Source organism: Arthrobacter sp. UYCu723 (assembly GCF_054059215.1).
This window is the reverse complement of sequence record NZ_JBSSBW010000001.1, coordinates 2980421-2995764: the sequence shown is the minus strand read 5'-3', so window position 1 is coordinate 2995764 and position 15344 is coordinate 2980421. Positions and strand designations below refer to the sequence as shown.

15 protein-coding genes and 1 pseudogene are annotated in these 15344 nt (G+C 66.5%); 7 read left to right on the top strand and 9 right to left on the bottom strand.

All coding sequences use genetic code 11. The features are described from left to right. Positions 1 to 44: 44 nt before the first annotated feature. Positions 45 to 749: a helix-turn-helix transcriptional regulator gene (locus ACVWZ8_RS14125; RefSeq protein ID WP_426978753.1), complete on the bottom strand. Its 705-nt coding sequence runs from the start codon at positions 747 to 749 to the stop codon at positions 45 to 47. Positions 750 to 848: 99 nt separating this feature from the next. Here ACVWZ8_RS14125 and ACVWZ8_RS14120 point away from each other — a divergent pair, with 99 nt between their 5' ends. Then, a complete protein-coding gene (locus tag ACVWZ8_RS14120; protein ID WP_426978754.1) occupies positions 849 to 1262 on the top strand; it encodes a hypothetical protein in 414 nt (137 codons plus the stop codon). A gap of 435 nt (positions 1263 to 1697) precedes the next feature. Here ACVWZ8_RS14120 and ACVWZ8_RS14115 read toward each other — a convergent pair whose 3' ends face one another. Beyond that, positions 1698 to 1973 carry a hypothetical protein gene (locus ACVWZ8_RS14115; RefSeq protein WP_456505953.1) on the bottom strand — a complete coding sequence of 92 codons (276 nt, stop codon included), beginning with the start codon at positions 1971 to 1973 and terminating at the stop codon, positions 1698 to 1700. Between the two features lie 133 nt (positions 1974 to 2106). Here ACVWZ8_RS14115 and ACVWZ8_RS14110 point away from each other — a divergent pair, with 133 nt between their 5' ends. From ACVWZ8_RS14110 to ACVWZ8_RS14095, 4 genes are all read left to right on the top strand, one after another. Next, entirely contained in the window at positions 2107 to 3093 is a 987-nt protein-coding gene (locus ACVWZ8_RS14110) for a J domain-containing protein (protein ID WP_456504954.1), read from the top strand. A 23-nt stretch (positions 3094 to 3116) separates the two neighbouring features. Continuing rightward, positions 3117 to 3584: a tRNA (cytidine(34)-2'-O)-methyltransferase gene (locus ACVWZ8_RS14105; protein WP_426978757.1), complete on the top strand. Its 468-nt coding sequence runs from the start codon at positions 3117 to 3119 to the stop codon at positions 3582 to 3584. Positions 3585 to 3829: 245 nt separating this feature from the next. Then, the gene (sigK, locus tag ACVWZ8_RS14100; protein ID WP_426978758.1) at positions 3830 to 4435 is read left to right on the top strand and encodes an ECF RNA polymerase sigma factor SigK; all 606 of its coding nucleotides are present in this window, start codon (positions 3830 to 3832) and stop codon (positions 4433 to 4435) included. A 1-nt stretch (position 4436) separates the two neighbouring features. Next, positions 4437 to 5324 carry an anti-sigma factor gene (locus ACVWZ8_RS14095; protein WP_456504953.1) on the top strand — a complete coding sequence of 296 codons (888 nt, stop codon included), beginning with the start codon at positions 4437 to 4439 and terminating at the stop codon, positions 5322 to 5324. Here the strand turns inward: ACVWZ8_RS14095 and ACVWZ8_RS14090 are convergent. Together ACVWZ8_RS14090 and ACVWZ8_RS14085 are read right to left on the bottom strand one after the other, a co-directional pair. Then, positions 5314 to 5508 carry a GntT/GntP/DsdX family permease gene (locus tag ACVWZ8_RS14090; protein WP_426978760.1) on the bottom strand — a complete coding sequence of 65 codons (195 nt, stop codon included), beginning with the start codon at positions 5506 to 5508 and terminating at the stop codon, positions 5314 to 5316. The two genes, ACVWZ8_RS14095 and ACVWZ8_RS14090, sit on opposite strands and share 11 nt — an antisense overlap. Before the next feature lie 73 nt (positions 5509 to 5581). Beyond that, a complete protein-coding gene (locus tag ACVWZ8_RS14085; protein WP_456505952.1) occupies positions 5582 to 6607 on the bottom strand; it encodes a CaiB/BaiF CoA transferase family protein in 1026 nt (341 codons plus the stop codon). A gap of 102 nt (positions 6608 to 6709) precedes the next feature. On the opposite strand from ACVWZ8_RS14085, the pseudogene ACVWZ8_RS14080 reads away from it, so the two are divergent. Continuing rightward, positions 6710 to 7901 (top strand): annotated as a pseudogene (locus ACVWZ8_RS14080) (acyl-CoA dehydrogenase family protein). A gap of 26 nt (positions 7902 to 7927) precedes the next feature. On the opposite strand, the gene ACVWZ8_RS14075 reads toward ACVWZ8_RS14080, so the two are convergent. The 5 genes from ACVWZ8_RS14075 to ACVWZ8_RS14055 form a co-directional block, all read right to left on the bottom strand. After that, positions 7928 to 8461, bottom strand: a complete 534-nt coding sequence (locus ACVWZ8_RS14075; RefSeq protein WP_456504952.1) for a gluconokinase — start codon at positions 8459 to 8461, stop codon at positions 7928 to 7930. 74 nt (positions 8462 to 8535) lie between these two features. Then, complete coding sequence (locus ACVWZ8_RS14070; RefSeq protein WP_456504951.1) at positions 8536 to 9315, bottom strand: PIG-L deacetylase family protein; 780 nt, start codon at positions 9313 to 9315, stop codon at positions 8536 to 8538. 4 nt (positions 9316 to 9319) lie between these two features. After that, the gene (locus tag ACVWZ8_RS14065) at positions 9320 to 10273 is read right to left on the bottom strand and encodes an electron transfer flavoprotein subunit alpha/FixB family protein (RefSeq protein ID WP_456504950.1); all 954 of its coding nucleotides are present in this window, start codon (positions 10271 to 10273) and stop codon (positions 9320 to 9322) included. A 14-nt stretch (positions 10274 to 10287) separates the two neighbouring features. Next, positions 10288 to 11088 (bottom strand): electron transfer flavoprotein subunit beta/FixA family protein, encoded by an 801-nt coding sequence (locus tag ACVWZ8_RS14060; RefSeq protein ID WP_426979726.1) that lies wholly within the window; start codon positions 11086 to 11088, stop codon positions 10288 to 10290. Positions 11089 to 11302: 214 nt separating this feature from the next. Beyond that, positions 11303 to 12916, bottom strand: coding sequence for a trypsin-like peptidase domain-containing protein (locus ACVWZ8_RS14055; RefSeq protein ID WP_456504949.1), 1614 nt, complete (start codon positions 12914 to 12916; stop codon positions 11303 to 11305). A gap of 296 nt (positions 12917 to 13212) precedes the next feature. Between ACVWZ8_RS14055 and ACVWZ8_RS14050 the strand changes: the two genes are divergently transcribed. After that, entirely contained in the window at positions 13213 to 15249 is a 2037-nt protein-coding gene (locus tag ACVWZ8_RS14050; RefSeq protein ID WP_456504948.1) for a TPM domain-containing protein, read from the top strand. Positions 15250 to 15344: the final 95 nt, after the last annotated feature.

Below are 15344 nucleotides of genomic sequence, written 5' to 3'. Positions count from 1 at the left end.
GGCAGGCCAAGCTCAAAGTGGCCTGAACCCGTGGAACTGCAGGCTCAGAGAGGCCTGATACGGGCGCAGCATTGCGCCGGCTGGGCGGCGCCCTGCGCCCTGAGGTCTGTGATGTCGAGCGCCTCCACCCGGTCCGGGTCGACGCCGCAGCCTGCGGCGGCCCCGCCCAGGAAAGCTCCGTTCATGGCGCAGACCACCTCCGTATGGCCTTCGGCGATCCGGTGGAAGGGGCAGTTCAGCAGCACAAAGCCGCCCGCGCCGTCAGCCTCCGGCCGATAACCTTCCGCCGCAAGCAGCCCCGCAAAGTCGGCTCCCTTGTCGCCGCTCGCCTGAGCCGTAGCCTGCCCCCGGGCGTAGGCAGCACGGACCAGCGCCTCCCGGGCGGAGACGCCCGCCGCCGTCGACTCCTCGATCGCGGAGACCAGCAGCTCGGCGGCCAGATCGTAGTTGCGGTCCGGCACCGAGGCGGCCACCTCCTGCACGGCGGCCTTGTACAACTTGGCGGGACGGCCCGATCCGGGACCTTCCCGCCCGCCGAGTTTCCGGAATTCCGTGCCGAGGAGCCCGTCATGCACGAGCCGGTCCAGATGGAAGGACGCTGTGCTCCGGGAAAGGCCAAGGGCTCCGGCGGCATCGTCACGGCTAACAGCGGCCTCCGCCGACGCGACAAAATCAAACAGCTTCCTGCGGTTCGCATCCCCAAGGGAGGCTACGGCCGCCATCCTGCGCTGCCACGGGAGTCTGCTCATGACGACATTCTATCTCTAAAAACAAGATCCATTGTTTAATATCTCCGAGAGTTCTAAAATCGAGCTATCCACTTTTAGAAGCTGCAGAAGGAGCCCCAGATGCAATCCCCCTCAACCCTTACGGCAGGACCCCGTCCGCTCGCAGCGGAACCGGCTCGGCAGGCCTTCCTGCTGCTACGGACGGTATTCACCATTGCGCCCGTGCTCTTCGGCCTGGACAAGTTTACGAACCTGCTGACCGACTGGACGGCCTACCTGGCCCCGGTTGCCACTACCGTGGTCCCGCTTCCGGCCCAGACCATCATGTATATCGTCGGCGTCGTCGAAATCATCGCCGGCCTCGCCGTGGCATTTAGGCCTCGGTTCGGATCGCTGCTGGTTGCCGTGTGGCTGCTCGGCATCATCATCAACCTCATCGTGCTGGGCAACTTCTACGACGTCGCGCTCCGCGACTTCGGCCTGCTGGTCGGAGCTCTTGCACTGAACCGGCTGTCGCCGAAGAAGGCCCGGTAGCGGTTCACCACGGGGGGGCGGCTCAGCCTGGCGGAACGACGGCGAGCCGCCCTGCGGTGTCGGCCCTGCCGAGGCCAGGGCAGCAGGCCGCAGGCCGCGGCGTCCGGGCAGGGTACGGAGCCGTACACCGAGGAACCCGGCCTTGCCGGACAGGCCGGCGTATACCGCGGTTGCCCCGGAGCCCACGGGAGGGCGGCGCCTTGCGGCCGCCTGTGGGGAGCATCGCCGCGCCAGGGCGTCAGGGCGTCAGGCGCCAGATGCGCGTGGCCGAGGCACTGTGCGGAGGGCGGGCTCCCCCGAGCCCAGCCGGCCGCCATTATCCAAGAACGGCCGGAATGAGAGCCCCAAGGCGGCCATATGTGCCAAATCGACGAGACCCGGCGCGCCGACTCGGGTCCGCGGAACCTGGGAGAGGGTCTGCCACGGCCGCGGCGACTACGCCAGGACCCGGACGGCTCCCGGGACCACCTCGATGGTGAGCGGCAGTGGTCCGATCCGCTCGCCGTCGGCGTACGCCACCACATTGTCCGCCGCCACCTCGATCCGGCGGACCCGCCGGATCTGCACCGCCGGGTGCCCGGTATGGCCGCCGGAAAAGACCCTCGGGAAGACCGCCAGAAGGCCCAGCCGGGACAGCGGCCCGGCGATGAAGAGGTTCAGATAGCCGTCGTCGAGGAAGGCATCGGGGCTTACTTTCATGCCTCCGCCGATCGATTGCCGTTCGCGAATTGTGCCAGCCGCCGGGAACCTTCCGGGCTTACGCGGTCGTTGTTCGTTCAGCCGGTTAAACTGGCCAGGCCGGACGTCCAGGATGGGCTGGCACCATCAACGTAAGGATTCTTGCTTGACGCAGGGCAACAGCTCGCATTACCAGGTCCTCCGCATCCCGGTGACGGCGACGGCGACGGAAATCAAGGTGGCCTACCGCAAGGCCGCCCGCAAGGCACACCCTGACCACGGCGGTGACCCCGCAGCGTTCCGGCGGGTGACCCTTGCCTACGAGACCCTCATTGACGCCAAGCGGCGCGCCGACTACGACCGCTCGTACGGGAGCCGCTCCCGCGGCTTCTCCGGAACCCCGGACCGCGAGGAAGGGGCGCACTTTGACGCGCCGGCCGCAGGCAGCCGCGCCTCGGCCCATGTACGCCGTCCCAACACACCGCGAAATACCGCGGCCGATGCCCCCCTTTATGTTCCGTCCTTTGAGGACGTGGCCCAGGCCGGCGAGGTGCCGCTGATCCCGGAGGATCTGGCACGGCAGCAGGTCCACGGGATGCCGCGCAAGCGCGGGATCTTCGGGGCCGAAGCGAGGATCCAGCGGGAAATGCGGACCGTCCAGCTGATCAGCCGCCAGATCCTCCCCGCCATTCCGGCCGCGCGCCTCATCAACGGCCTGCAGTCACCCGCGGACAACAGCCATATCGATCACGTGCTTGTCTCCGGCTACCGGATGGCTGTTATCGGCTCCATGCTGCTGCCCCCCGGCGCCTACGCCTGGAACGGCAGCACCCTGACCCATGGCGGGCGGTCGATCACTCCTCCGCAGCTGGCGCATGTGGTGCGCCGGATGCAGGACATTTTCCCGGAGCTGAACGTGACCGGCTGGACCGTGGTGCACAGCAGCGACGGCAATTTGCACGAGCCGGTCATTGACCAGCACCGCCGCGCAGCTGCCGGCCTGGGCAGCGACCGCGGCGACAGCCACGACACCGTCCGGGTGGTCAACGCTGCCGGCCTGGCGCGCGGCCTGAAGCAGTTCCTGAGCTCCGGCCCGGCACCGAACACAGTCAACGTCCCGGTGCTTGGCCGCCTGCTGCGCGGGATGCACTAGCCGCGGCTCGCTAGGATGGGAGCGTGTTCCGCATCCTCTTCCACGCCCCCGAAATTCCCGGCAATACGGGCAACGCCATTCGCCTGGCCGCGATCACCGGCGCCCAACTGCACCTCGTGGAACCCCTGGGCTTTGACTTTTCCGACGCCAAACTGCGGCGGGCCGGCCTGGATTACCACGACCTCGCCGTCGTGACTATCCACCCGGATATCGACGCGGCCTGGCAGGCGCTGAACCCGGAGCGCGTTTTTGCCTTCACGTCCGACGGCGAGGCCTCCTATGCGGACATCAAGTACCTCCCCGGGGATGTACTGCTGTTCGGCCGGGAATCGGTGGGACTACCCGAGGAGCTGAAGCACGACCCGCATGTGACGTCCCGCGTACGTCTGCCGATGCTGCCCGCCCTGCGCTCCCTGAACCTTGCCAACGCAGCCTCGATCGCCGTCTACGAGGCCTGGCGCCAGAACGGCTTCGCCGGCGCCCAGCTGTAGCCCGGGCGGCGGTTCCGCCGTGAATTTCCGGCTGTATCCGCCCATCCGGCTGCACTGCCGCGCCGAATCACAAGTGAAGCCCGGTTCAGGGCAACCGCAAGGAGCACGGGGAAGGGAGCGAGGAACGGCAGGTGACAACAGCGCAGGTGGACAGACACCCGGCCCGCCGGGTGGCGGGCGGCCACGCCTGTGGAGCGGCTCATCCTCACCCGGGATCGGCGCCACGCGCCTTATGCTTGAAGGTGATGGAAACTCCCAACGCCCCGAATCCCGAGGCCGCCGCTCCCCCGGACACCTCAGCCGATGTAAATCGTCGGCTGGGAATGTTGCTGGAACAGATCGCCCAGGGTAACCAAGCCGCCTTTGCCGAGTTCTATCAGCTCACGTCCCGGCGTGTTTTCGGCATGGCCCGGCGGGTCCTGATCGACACGGAACTCAGCGAGGACACCACGCAGGAAGTCTTCCTCCAGGTCTGGCAGAACGCGTCGAAGTTCAATCCCGAGGCGGGAAGCCCCCTCGCATGGCTTATGACCATCGCGCACCGCCGGGCCGTCGACAAGGTCCGGTCTTCCCAGTCGTCCACCGACAGGGAAGCGAAGTACGGCGCAAGCAGCCAGGAGATTGACCACGATTCCGTCTCCGATGAGGTCGGCAACCGGCTTGAGGCCGAAGCCGTGGTCCGTTGCCTCGAGACCCTGACCGATACGCAGCAGGAATCTGTGCGACTGGCCTACTACGGCGGCCTCACGTACCGGGAAGTCGCAGAAAAGCTCAACGCTGCGGTTCCCACCATCAAGTCCCGCATCCGCGACGGCCTGATCCGACTGAAGACCTGTCTGGGGGTGAGTTGAGATGACCGACATGAACGCGCAGAACAACGCTCGTGTTCCCGGCGCCTTTGCGGCCGACATCGCCACCGACCTCACTTCGGGCCGGGCCGTTGAACTGGCCGAGGTGTACGCGCTGAACGCCGTCGACGACGCCGAGCGCGCCGCCATTGAGCACTACTTCGCCGCGGCTACGCCCGCCGAGCGCAACGCGTTCAACGAACGGGTGCGCCAGGCGCAGGAAGCGCTCGCCGCAAGTTTCACCGCGGAAGCACAACCCCCGGCCGGGCTCCTTGACCGCATCATGGCCTCCCTGCCGGCACAGGACGCCGGAGGGGTGCAGCAGCATGCAGGCCACGCGCCGCCGTCGGTTCCGGCCGTCGTCGCCACACCGGTCCGGGAAACCGACGAGCGGCCAGTCACCGATGAACTCGGCGCAGCCCGCCGGCGCCGCGAAGAACGACGCCGGCCGCGGGGTATGCGTAGCTGGCTCGTGGGCGTCGCGGCCGCCGCCGCCATCGCCCTCGGCGGCGTCGGCGTCGGCGCCTATGTGGCGAACCAGAACGATCCGCTGAACCAGGTGCTCCAGGCCGGCGATGTCCGCCAGGCCACCGTCAAGGTGACGGGCGGCGGCACGGTCACCGTGTCCGTCTCCTCGTCGAAGGACGCCGTCGTGGTCAAGATGAACGGGGTCCCGGCGCCGCCTGCCGGCAAGGTCTACCAGATGTGGCTGATCCCGAAGGACGGCTCGGCCCCGGTGTCACAGGGCCTTATGGACGCGGAAGCGCTGTCCAAGCCCGCCGTCGTCAAAGGCATCCACACCGCCGCGGCATTTGGCATCACGGTGGAACCGGTCGGCGGCTCGCAGTCACCGACCCTGCCGACGGTGGCCGCCGCGCCGCTCAACGCCTGACCCTTTGCTTGGGGCCGGCCCCGCACCGGCCCCCAGCAAAAGCGGGAACAACAAACGGTGCTTTCGACTTTTGCCAGAAGCCCGCGTCGTTCACATGCGAGAGGAACAACGGGCCTGCGCCGATCGCGAGGGCCAGCAGGGCACCGACCAGGGTCTGTTTGAAGCCGCCGCCGGTGCCCGCCATCAGACAAGCGCCTGAGACCCTCGGCTGGCCTCGCTGTCACCAATGGCAGTCAGCGTGAGGCGTGCGGCCAGGGTCAGTTTTCGTTGGCGGTTGCGGTTGACGCGAGCCACTCGCCGATTCGTTCGTTGTGCTCGCCCAGCTTGGGTGCCGGGCGGGGCAGCACGGAACCGGTCAGCCTTATTGGCGATGCCAGGGTGGCGAACCCGTCGGGTTCGATGGCGACGAGTCCCCGTGCGCGGGCGTAGTCATTGGTGAGGGCATCTGTAACGGAGTAGACCTCCGACACGGGTACCTGGTGCTCCTGAAGCAGTGCCACTGCCTCCTCGGTGGTGCGGGTGCTGAGGGCGTCTTCCAAGGCTGCCCGGAATTCGGCGGTGTGCGTGTTCCGGCGTGTCTGTTCGCTGAACCTTTTATCGGTCAGCCAGTCTTCTCGTCCGAGGGTTTGGGTGAGCCGGGGGAACAGCCGGTCCCCTGCTATGGCGATAGCTACTGTCCCGTCCTTGGTCCGGTAGGTGCTGAATGGTGTGGACATGGCGTGGTCGTTGCCGCAGGCAGTGGGGTCTTCCCCGTGCAAGGCGCGCATTCCTACCGATTCCAGGATGGAGACCAGGCTGTCAAGCATGGCGATGTCGATGTGCTGGCCTTTTCCGGTCAGATGACGCTCCTGGAGGGCAGCCAGGGCGGCGGTTGCGCCGTAGAGCCCTGGGATGAGGTCGCCGAGGCTCACACCGACACGTGTGGGCTGGCCTCCAGGCCAACCTGTCACGGACATCAGGCCGCTCATTGCCTGGGCGATCAGGTCGTAGGCAGGGGCGTTGCGCAGGGGGCCGTCCTGCCCGAATCCGCTGATGCTGACCACTACGAGGCGGGGATTGACGTCAAGAAGGGTGCTGGCGGCGAGGCCAAGACGATCCATGACTCCTGGCCGGAAGTTCTCGATGACGACGTCGGAATTCCTGACGAGGTCCAGGAGCCTGGTCCGGTCCTCGGCGTCTTTGAAGTTCAGTGTGATGCCGTACTTGCTGCGATTGAAGAGCCGGTAATAGCCTGACTCTCCGTTCACGGTGGGGCCGAAGTGACGTGAGTTTCCGACCCGGATCTTCGGCTAGCTTCGAATCATGCCCCCGCGCCACAGACGGAAGAGTCCGCAGCCGGGGGCGTGGACAGGAACTCCCCTTCTCTGACAGCCCAGGAGGCCACCATGAGCCAGCACAAGACCCAGACAAACGATCTGCCGTATCCGACAGGGGACTTCTTCAACTTCGAAGGCCTGTTGCCCACTCACGAACGCGAACGGCTGCACGAAGTCAGAAGCTGGCTTGACGCCGAAGTGCGTCCCATCGCCACCGATTACTGGAACCGCAGCGAATTCCCGATGGAGCTGATTCCCAAGATTGCCGCCCTGGACATCATCAGCCCTGTCCGCAGACAGGGCCACTCGCATCTTTTTGCCGGCCTTCTGACAGCTGAAATTCACAGGGCCGACGCCTCAGTGGGAACCTTCATGAGCGGACAGGATGGATTATTCACAGGCTCGATAGAGTTGCTGGCATCGGAAGAGCAGAAGGCCGCGTGGCTGCCGGACATCTACGCCCTCAGGAAGACGGGCGTCTTCGCGATCACTGAACCGCTGGCCGGTTCAGATGTGGCCGGCGGCACCCGCACGACCGCGGTCAGGGACGGTGACACATGGGTCCTCAATGGCGAAAAACGCTGGATCGGCAACTCCACGTTCTCCGACTACGTGATCATCTGGGCCAAGGACGTCGATGACGAGCAGGTCAAAGGCTTCCTGGTTGACACCAAGACACCGGGATTCTCCGCGACGCTCATCCAAAACAGGATCTCCCTGCGCAGCGTCCAGAACGCTGACATCAAACTCACGGACCTACGGATTTCAGACGAGTTCCACCTCGCCGGGGCCAACAGTTTCCGTGACACCAACAAGGTGCTCAAATCCACCAGGGCCACCGTGGGCTGGCAGGCCGTCGGACTCCAGATGGCCGCCTTCGACGTCGCCAGGAAGTACGGCCGTCGAGCGCCACCAGTTTGGCAAACCCCTGGCCTCGTTCCAACTGATCCAGGAACAGCTCGTCACCATGCTCAGCAACTCCATGAGCTCCATGGGGATGATGGTCCGGCTCGCGCAGCTCGAGGACGCCGGAGAATCCAAAAACGAACACTCCGCAATGGCCAAGGCTTTCGCCACCAAGCGCATGCGCGAAACCGTCGCGCTGGGCCGTAGCATCCTTGGCGGCAACGGCATCGTCACCGAGTACGAGATGGCAAAAATCTTCTGCGACGCCGAAGCAATCTACACCTACGAAGGCACCTACGAGATCAACACACTTGTAGCCGGCCGAGCCATCACCGGCGTCGCAGCATTCGTCTAGGAAATGTGTGCTGGCTGGAGCGTTGACTACGGCCTGGCGGCGTCACCGGCGTCAAGACCCAGTCGGCCGATGATTTCCTGGGCTTCTTCCGCAGGCGTCGCGGAAACGCACAGGCTGATGAAGGTTTCGTCCTCCGTGGGCGCCTCGAGCGCGTCGAACTGGGACTCGAGCAGGGCCGGGGGCATGAAGTGCCCGTGCCGGGAGGCCAGCCGGTCCGAGATCCGGTCCTTGCTTCCCTCCAGGAAGACAAACACCACGCCCTCGCCCCGCAGGACGTCCCGGTAGCGCTTCTTCAGGGCCGAGCACGTGATGACGCCGGGAATCCCGGCCTCAGTGTGGGCCCGGATCCACTCGGCGATGATTTCGAGCCACGGCCACCGGTCCTCGTCAGTCAGCGGCTCGCCCGCCTGCATCTTGGCCACATTGGCCTGCGGGTGCAGGTCGTCGCCTTCCGCGAGATCCCAGCCGAGCCGGCCGGCCAGGAGACCGGCAACAGTTGACTTGCCCGATCCCGAGACCCCCATGATCACGAGAGCGGGTTGCTGCGCAGTCTTCGCCATCAAAGTCTGCCTTTCATGAATAAATATGATTTAAACAGAGGCCAGCTTATGGCAGAGGTCAGCTCGGGGCAACTCTAGAAACCGGCGATGGTCCCCGGGCCATTGACTGTGACGACGTGGAACGCCTCGGCACTGCGGCCGGCGGGCAGCCCGCCGCGCTGGGCGGTCCGGAGCATCAATCCACGCACGGTGCGTTCCATCGCCCCGGCGTCGGGATGCTGGCTGACGTGGATGTGGACGGCGGCGAGCTTGCTGTCCACCTGCTCCGTGACGTCCACGAAATGGTTTTCGCGTTCCTCGGGTCCGGCGAAGAGCCACAGCCACGGCAGCTTGTAGGCCTCAAGGCCGGCCCCGGCGAGCTCCGGGTAGGCGAAGGGATTCTCCAGCGCGGGATACACCGCACGGGTCACGGCCTCCCCCACGGCCAGGTGGTCGGGGTGGCTCTTCTGGAGCCGGCTCCAGTTGCGCTCGGGGTGCATGGAAAGCACGACGTCGGGCCGGAGCTGACGGATCAGCCGCACCACCTCCCGCATGACGTCATGGGTGGGCTCGAGGTAGCCGTCGCGCCGGTGCAGGTAGTGGATGTCCGTCACACCGACCAGAGCGGCGGCGCGGCGCTGCTCCTCATTCCGCAGCCGGACGATTTCTTCGCGCTGCTCCGGGTCGAAGCCGCCGGCGTCGCCGTCGGTCATGATGCAGTAGCTGACCTCCACCCCGGCGGCGGTCCAGGCGGCAATCGTGCCGGCGGCGCCGAAATCGATGTCGTCGGGGTGGGCGGTGAAACAAAGGACCCGCCCGATCCGGGAGCTTCCCGGGTCGAACGGGCTTTGCGCCGCACTGGCATTGGTGCTCAAAGTATCAGCCTCTGCGCTTTTTGATTTCTTCGGTGGCCTGCGGCAGGACCTTGAAGAGGTCCCCGACAATGCCGAAGTCGGCGATTTCGAAGACCGGCGATTCGGCGTCCTTGTTCACCGCCACAATCACCTTGGCGGTCTGCATCCCGGCCTTCTGCTGGATGGCGCCGGAGATGCCGGCGGAGATGTAGAGCTGGGGCGAGACGGTCTTCCCGGTCTGGCCCACCTGGGCGTCGTGGCCGATCCAGCCGGCGTCCGTCGCGGCGCGGGAGGCGCCGATGGCGGCACCCAGTGCGTCCGCGAGGTCTTCCACGGGTCCGAAGTTCCCGTCGACGCCGCGGCCGCCTGCCACCACGATCCGCGCCTCGGCAAGGTCCGGGCGCCCGCTGGCGGCCTTTTCGTTGCGCGCCGTGATGCGGGCGGACGCGGCTGTGGAAGTCCCCGGAACCTCAACCGTGACGCTCTCCGGTGCCGTGCCGGTGACGGCAGGCTCCGGTGTGATGCTGTTGGACTTGACGGTGAGCACGGCCACCGGCGTCGTGGCTTTCGCCGTCGTGGTGTAGGAACCGGCAAGCACGGACTTGTGGGCCGTTCCGTCCGGCTCCACGGCGACGACGTCGGTGATCACGCCGGCTCCGAGCTTGATGCCCAGCCGGGCTGCGATTTCCTTGCCGTCGGCCGAGTTTTCTGTCAGGACGACGGCGGCCCCGGAGGCCTGCACCGCGGCGGCCAGGTAGGACGCCTTGGGGCCCACAAGATAGGCGTCGAGGTCCTCGGCGGAAGGTCGGTAGACCACCTGCGCCCCGTAGGCCGCGAGGGCCGCCGCGACCTCGTCGTGCAGTTCACCGTTGAACGCGACGGCCGGCTCGCCGAGGGATCGGGCGATGGTGAGCAGCTCCAGGCTGGACTTCTTCAGCGCCTTGCCGGGATTGTCAATGAATACGATTACTTTTGCCATGTCTGATGATCCCCTTAGAGCAGCTTCTGGGCAGCCAGGAACTCGACCAGCTTGATGCCGGCGTCGCCTTCGTCGGTGATGATGGTGCCGGCGGTGCGCGGCGGCCGGGCTTCGGCCGTTTCGACGGCGGTCCAGGAACCGGACGGCCCCACCTGTGCAGGGTCGACACCGATGTCGGCCAGGGCCAGCGTGGTGATGGTCTTCTTCTTGGCCGCCATGATGCCCTTGAAGTTGGGGTAACGGGGATCGTTGATCTGGTCCGTGACGGAGACGAGGGCAGGCAGGGTGGCCTCGATGGTGTCCGCATGGGAGTCGCCGTCACGGCGGGCGGTGAGCTTGCCGCCGTCGAGCTCCAGCGAGGAGGCGAAGGTCACCTGGGGAAGGCCCAGGCGCTCGGCGAGCTGGGCCGGGACCAGGGAGGTCTCGCCGTCGGTGGAGGCCATCCCGGTGAGGATGAGATCGGCCGGGGCATCCGCTTCGAGGTGCCGGATGGCCGCGGCCAGCGCCAGCGAGGTTGCGGCCGCGTCGGAGCCGGCGAGCGCCTCGTCGCTGAGGTGCACCCCTTCCGTCGCGCCGATCTGGAGCGATTTCTTCACCGCGTTGACGGCACCGGCAGGGCCCATGCTCAGGGCGATCACCTTGTTGCCGGCCGCCTCGCCGCCGCGGGCCTCGATCAGCTGCAGGGCCGCTTCAAGGGCATATTCGTCCAGCTCGGAGAGGATGCTCTCGGAACGGTCAGTCGTGTAGCCGGTGCCGGTCAGATGCCGGTCGAACTGGGCGTCAGGGACGTGCTTGACCAGCACGATGATCTTCAAAGTCTCTTCCACTGTGTGTACAGCAGCCTTCCATGCGGGTGGACAGCCAGCCGGGTGGGGTCGTGGCCACGGAACGCCCGGGATGCCGGGTTGCTCCTAGCTAACCATATAGCGGGACCCCGGCGCGGCCTGGGTTAACGTCCATGTCAGTGCGGTGGAGGAACCGAAAAGGCCGGGCGGCACCTGCTGGTGCCGCCCGGCCTCCGGGGCTGTCCTACTGCTCGGCTGCCGCCCCGAGCGTCACGTCGAGTTGCTGCTCCTGGCCGTTGCGGAGCACCGTTACCTTTACCGTGGCACCGGCGGGCTGTTCCCGGACCGCGGCGGTCAGTTGGTTCGGATCGCTGACGGAGAGGTCCTGGAACTTCGTCACGACGTCGCCGACCCTGATGCCGGCCTTGTCCGCGGCGGATCCGGACTCAACGGTGGCGACTTCCGCTCCGACCGAGAAAGCGGAGGCCGAGGAGCTTGCGGTCTTGGGCTTCACGCTGACGCCGAACTGCCCGTGGGTGGCCTTGCCGCTGCTGATGATCTCCTGTGCGACCCGCTTGGCATGGTTGATCGGGATGCTGAAGCCGACGCCGATATTGCCGCTGCTGGTGGCGTCGCCGCCGGCCGAGGCGATCGCGACATTGACGCCGATGATCTCGCCCTTGGTGTTGACCAGGGCGCCGCCGGAGTTGCCCGGGTTGATGGCCGCGTCGGTCTGGATCACGTTGATGGAGATGGATCCCTGGTTTGCCGTGCTCTGGTTCTGCCCGCCGCCGGGAGGGGCGAACTGGAAGCCCTGGTCGCCGCCCTCTGAACTGTCGGCGCCGTCCTTGGGTGCTGCGGAGGAGGCGACGCTGATGGTGCGGTTGAGGGTGGAGACGATGCCGTCGGTGACGGTTCCCGTGAGTCCCAGGGGCGAGCCGATCGCGACGGCGGTGTCGCCTACATTGAGCTTGCCGGAGTCACCCAGCGTTGCCGGGACGAGTCCGGAGCCGTTCTGGATCTGGACGACAGCCAGGTCCGACAGCGGATCGGTCCCGACGATCTTGGCGTTGTAGACCTTGCCGTTGCTCGTGCGGACCTCGATCGTGGCATTGGCGGCCTTGCCGTCGAGGGTGACGACGTGGGTGTTGGTGAGGACATGGCCTTCGCCGTCGAGGATGATGCCGGAGCCGGTGCCGCCGTCACTGCCACTGGTTGCCTTGATGGTGACCACACTGGGTGAGGCCTTCACAGCCGCGGCGGTGATGGTGTTGACATCGTCCTTGTTGTTCACGATGACCGGGCCCGCCTGGGTGCTGCTGCCACTGCTCGAGGACGTCAAGGCACGGTCACCCAGCAGCTGCGTTGTCCCGGCGACGACGCCGCCGCCGACCAGCCCGGCGGCCAGGATGCTGGCAACGAGGGTGGGTACGCCGAAGGCTGCCTTGCGCTTTGGCGCGTTGGACGGTGCAGCGTACGGGGACTGCCCGTAGGGGGCCGGGTTGTGCTGCGTCTGGCTGTGAGGGGGCTGGCCGTGCTGGGGCTGGCCGTTTTGGGCCTGGCCATACTGCTGGCCGTGCTGGGCCTGGCCGTACTGGGAAGGATACTGCGGCTGGCCGTGCTGGGGCGGCCCGTAATGCTGGATCGGGGTGGGCGCAGCCTGTTCGCCGTAGAACGGCTGGCGCTGCGGATAGACCGGCGTTGGGGAGCCGTCTTCCGTCCGGTCGAGCGGGAGGGTCGGGTTCTCGTGCTCTGAGTCCGGCACCGGAGTGGCCGCCGGCTGCCCCGAAGAGCCCTCAGGCGGGGTCTCCGGTTCCCGGTTCTCTGGTGTTGCACCATGCGCTGGGTTCTCAGTCATAAGACTTCCTTTCATCCTCGTCTGCATTAACTATGGACGCTCTGACTGATACTAGAGCGGACATTTGCTGGGAGGTTCCTGAACGGCCGCAGGACAGACCGTGGTGGGCACGTTACAACCATTCAGCGCGTTTCGCTGGTGGCATATTCCCATCGGTGGACGGCCTATTGGGTGGACCATAGAATCAAATGGAATTGTCACAGCGACCTGCGGCTTTACTTCTGCGTGGGGGCGCTGCTGCATTCTATGACGACTGGTTCGGCCGAACCGGTCGCAGAAGTGCTGAAGGGTTGCACATGCGGTCTAAGTTGAAACGTTACCTCGCCGTTCTGGGCGTGGCCGGATTGCTGGCGCTTCCCGCCGCGCCGGCCCTCGCCGAAGATCCGGTGACCCTTGATCCGGTCACGAAGGTAGTTGACTCCGCGGGAGTCCTTGGCGGCAAGAAGGCGGACGTCGAAGCCGCCATCAAGAAACTCGGCACTGACCACGCGATGACCTTCCACGTCGTCTACGTCAAGAAGTTTGAGAACCCGAGCGACCGCGTCGCCTGGGCAAATGCGGTGGCCGACAAGGCAGGCCTGGGTGCGAACGCCATGCTGCTGACAGTTGCCACGGACACGCGCCAGTACCAGCTGAGCAAGCCGTCCAATAGCAAGATCACCAACGCGCAGCGCGACAACATCCGGGACAAAGCAGTGGACCCGCAACTCCGGAAGGGTGACTACGCGCAGGCCGCGATCGACGCCGCCGCAGCCATCGGCGATGCGGCCGGCGGCGGTGCCGGGAACGTTCCCTCGGATGGCGCAGGCAGCGCCGTACTTGTCGGCGTTGGCGTCGTTGCCGCAGGCGGCGCGGGCGCTTACCTCTACTTCCGCAACCGCCGCAAGAAGGCTGCCGCGGGAGCTGGGGCCGGCTACGGTCCGCAGGGCGCCGAGTTGGACCCGCTCGCCGGTCTCACTATCGAGGAACTGCGCCGCAAGAGCGGTTCGCTCCTGATCGAAGCCGACGACGCCATTAAATCCAGCGAACAGGAACTCGGCTTCGCGCAGGCACAGTACGGCGACGCCGCCGTCGGCAACTTCACCAAGGCGTTGCAGGATGCCAAGGGACACATGTCGGAATCCTTCAAACTGCAGCAGCAGCTCGACGACCACATCCCCGACACCGAGGAGCAGCAGCGCAGCTGGCTCGGCGAAATCATCCGCCGTTCCGAGGCCGCCCTGGCATCCCTGCAGGAGCAAAAGGCCGACTTCGATTCGCTCCGCGAACTGGAGAAAAACGCCCCGCAGGCGCTGGCCGCGGTCAGCGCAGGGGCGGAGCAAGCCGAAACCAAGATCGCCAGCGCGGAACAGTCGCTGACGGAGCTGCGTGCCAAGTATGCCGAGAGCGCGCTGGTTCAGGTAGCCGACAACATCAGCCAGGCCAAGGAGCGGCTGGAGTTCGTGAAGAACGCCTCGGCCACGGCCCGGGAGAAGCTCGGCGCCAGTGAGGGCAGCCTCGCGGCCGTGGCTGTCCGGGCGGCCGAAGAGAGCCTGCACCAGACCAATGTGTTGATTGACGCTATCAACAAGGTCGCCGGGAATCTGGACGAGGCCCGCACCGGACTGGAGTCCGCGGTCGTTGACACCTCGCAGGACCTGGCGCAGGCCCGCGCCATGATCCAGTCCGGGGCTCACGCGGAGCTCGCGGGCCCGGTCGCCGCGGTGGAAGCCGCACTGGCGAGGGTCAAGGCGGAGATCCAGGGCGGCAAGATCGATCCGATCGCCACCCTGGAGCGGGTGGAAGCGGCGCACCAGTCGCTGGATGCATCCCTTACAGGGATCCGCGACCAGCAGGAGCAGGCCCGCCGTGCGCAGTCCTCGCTGCAGCAGAGCATCATGTCCGCGCAGGCCCAAATCAGCGCGACCTCCGACTACATCACCGCCCGTCGTGGCGGTGTAGGCACCGAGGCGCGCACGCGCCTCGCGGAGGCCCAGCGGAATCTGGACTATGCCCTGTCCATCTCCCGTAACGACCCGGTCACGGCCCTGCAGTACGCGCAGCAGGCCCATTCCCTGGCGGCGCAGGCAGCCCAACAAGCACAGTCCGATGTCGACCAGTTCGGCGGCTACGCCAACCAAGGCCAGGGCTACGGCCGCGGGGGGATGTTCGGCGGCGGCGGAGGTGGCGGCCTGGGCGGCGCCATCCTCGGCGGCATCCTGATCAATTCCATTCTGCACGGCGGTGGCGGAGGCGGCGGCTGGGGCGGAGGCGGCGGCTCCGGCGGAGACTTCGGTGGCGGCGACTCCGGTGGAGGCTGGGGCGGCGACTTCGGCGGCGGCGGCGACTTTTAACGCTTAGACTACGCGCCGGCAGGGACGCTCTGGCCGGCGGATAGAAGCAGTACATTCACTGTTCACTGAATTCAGTGGGAACCACTGAGCAGGAC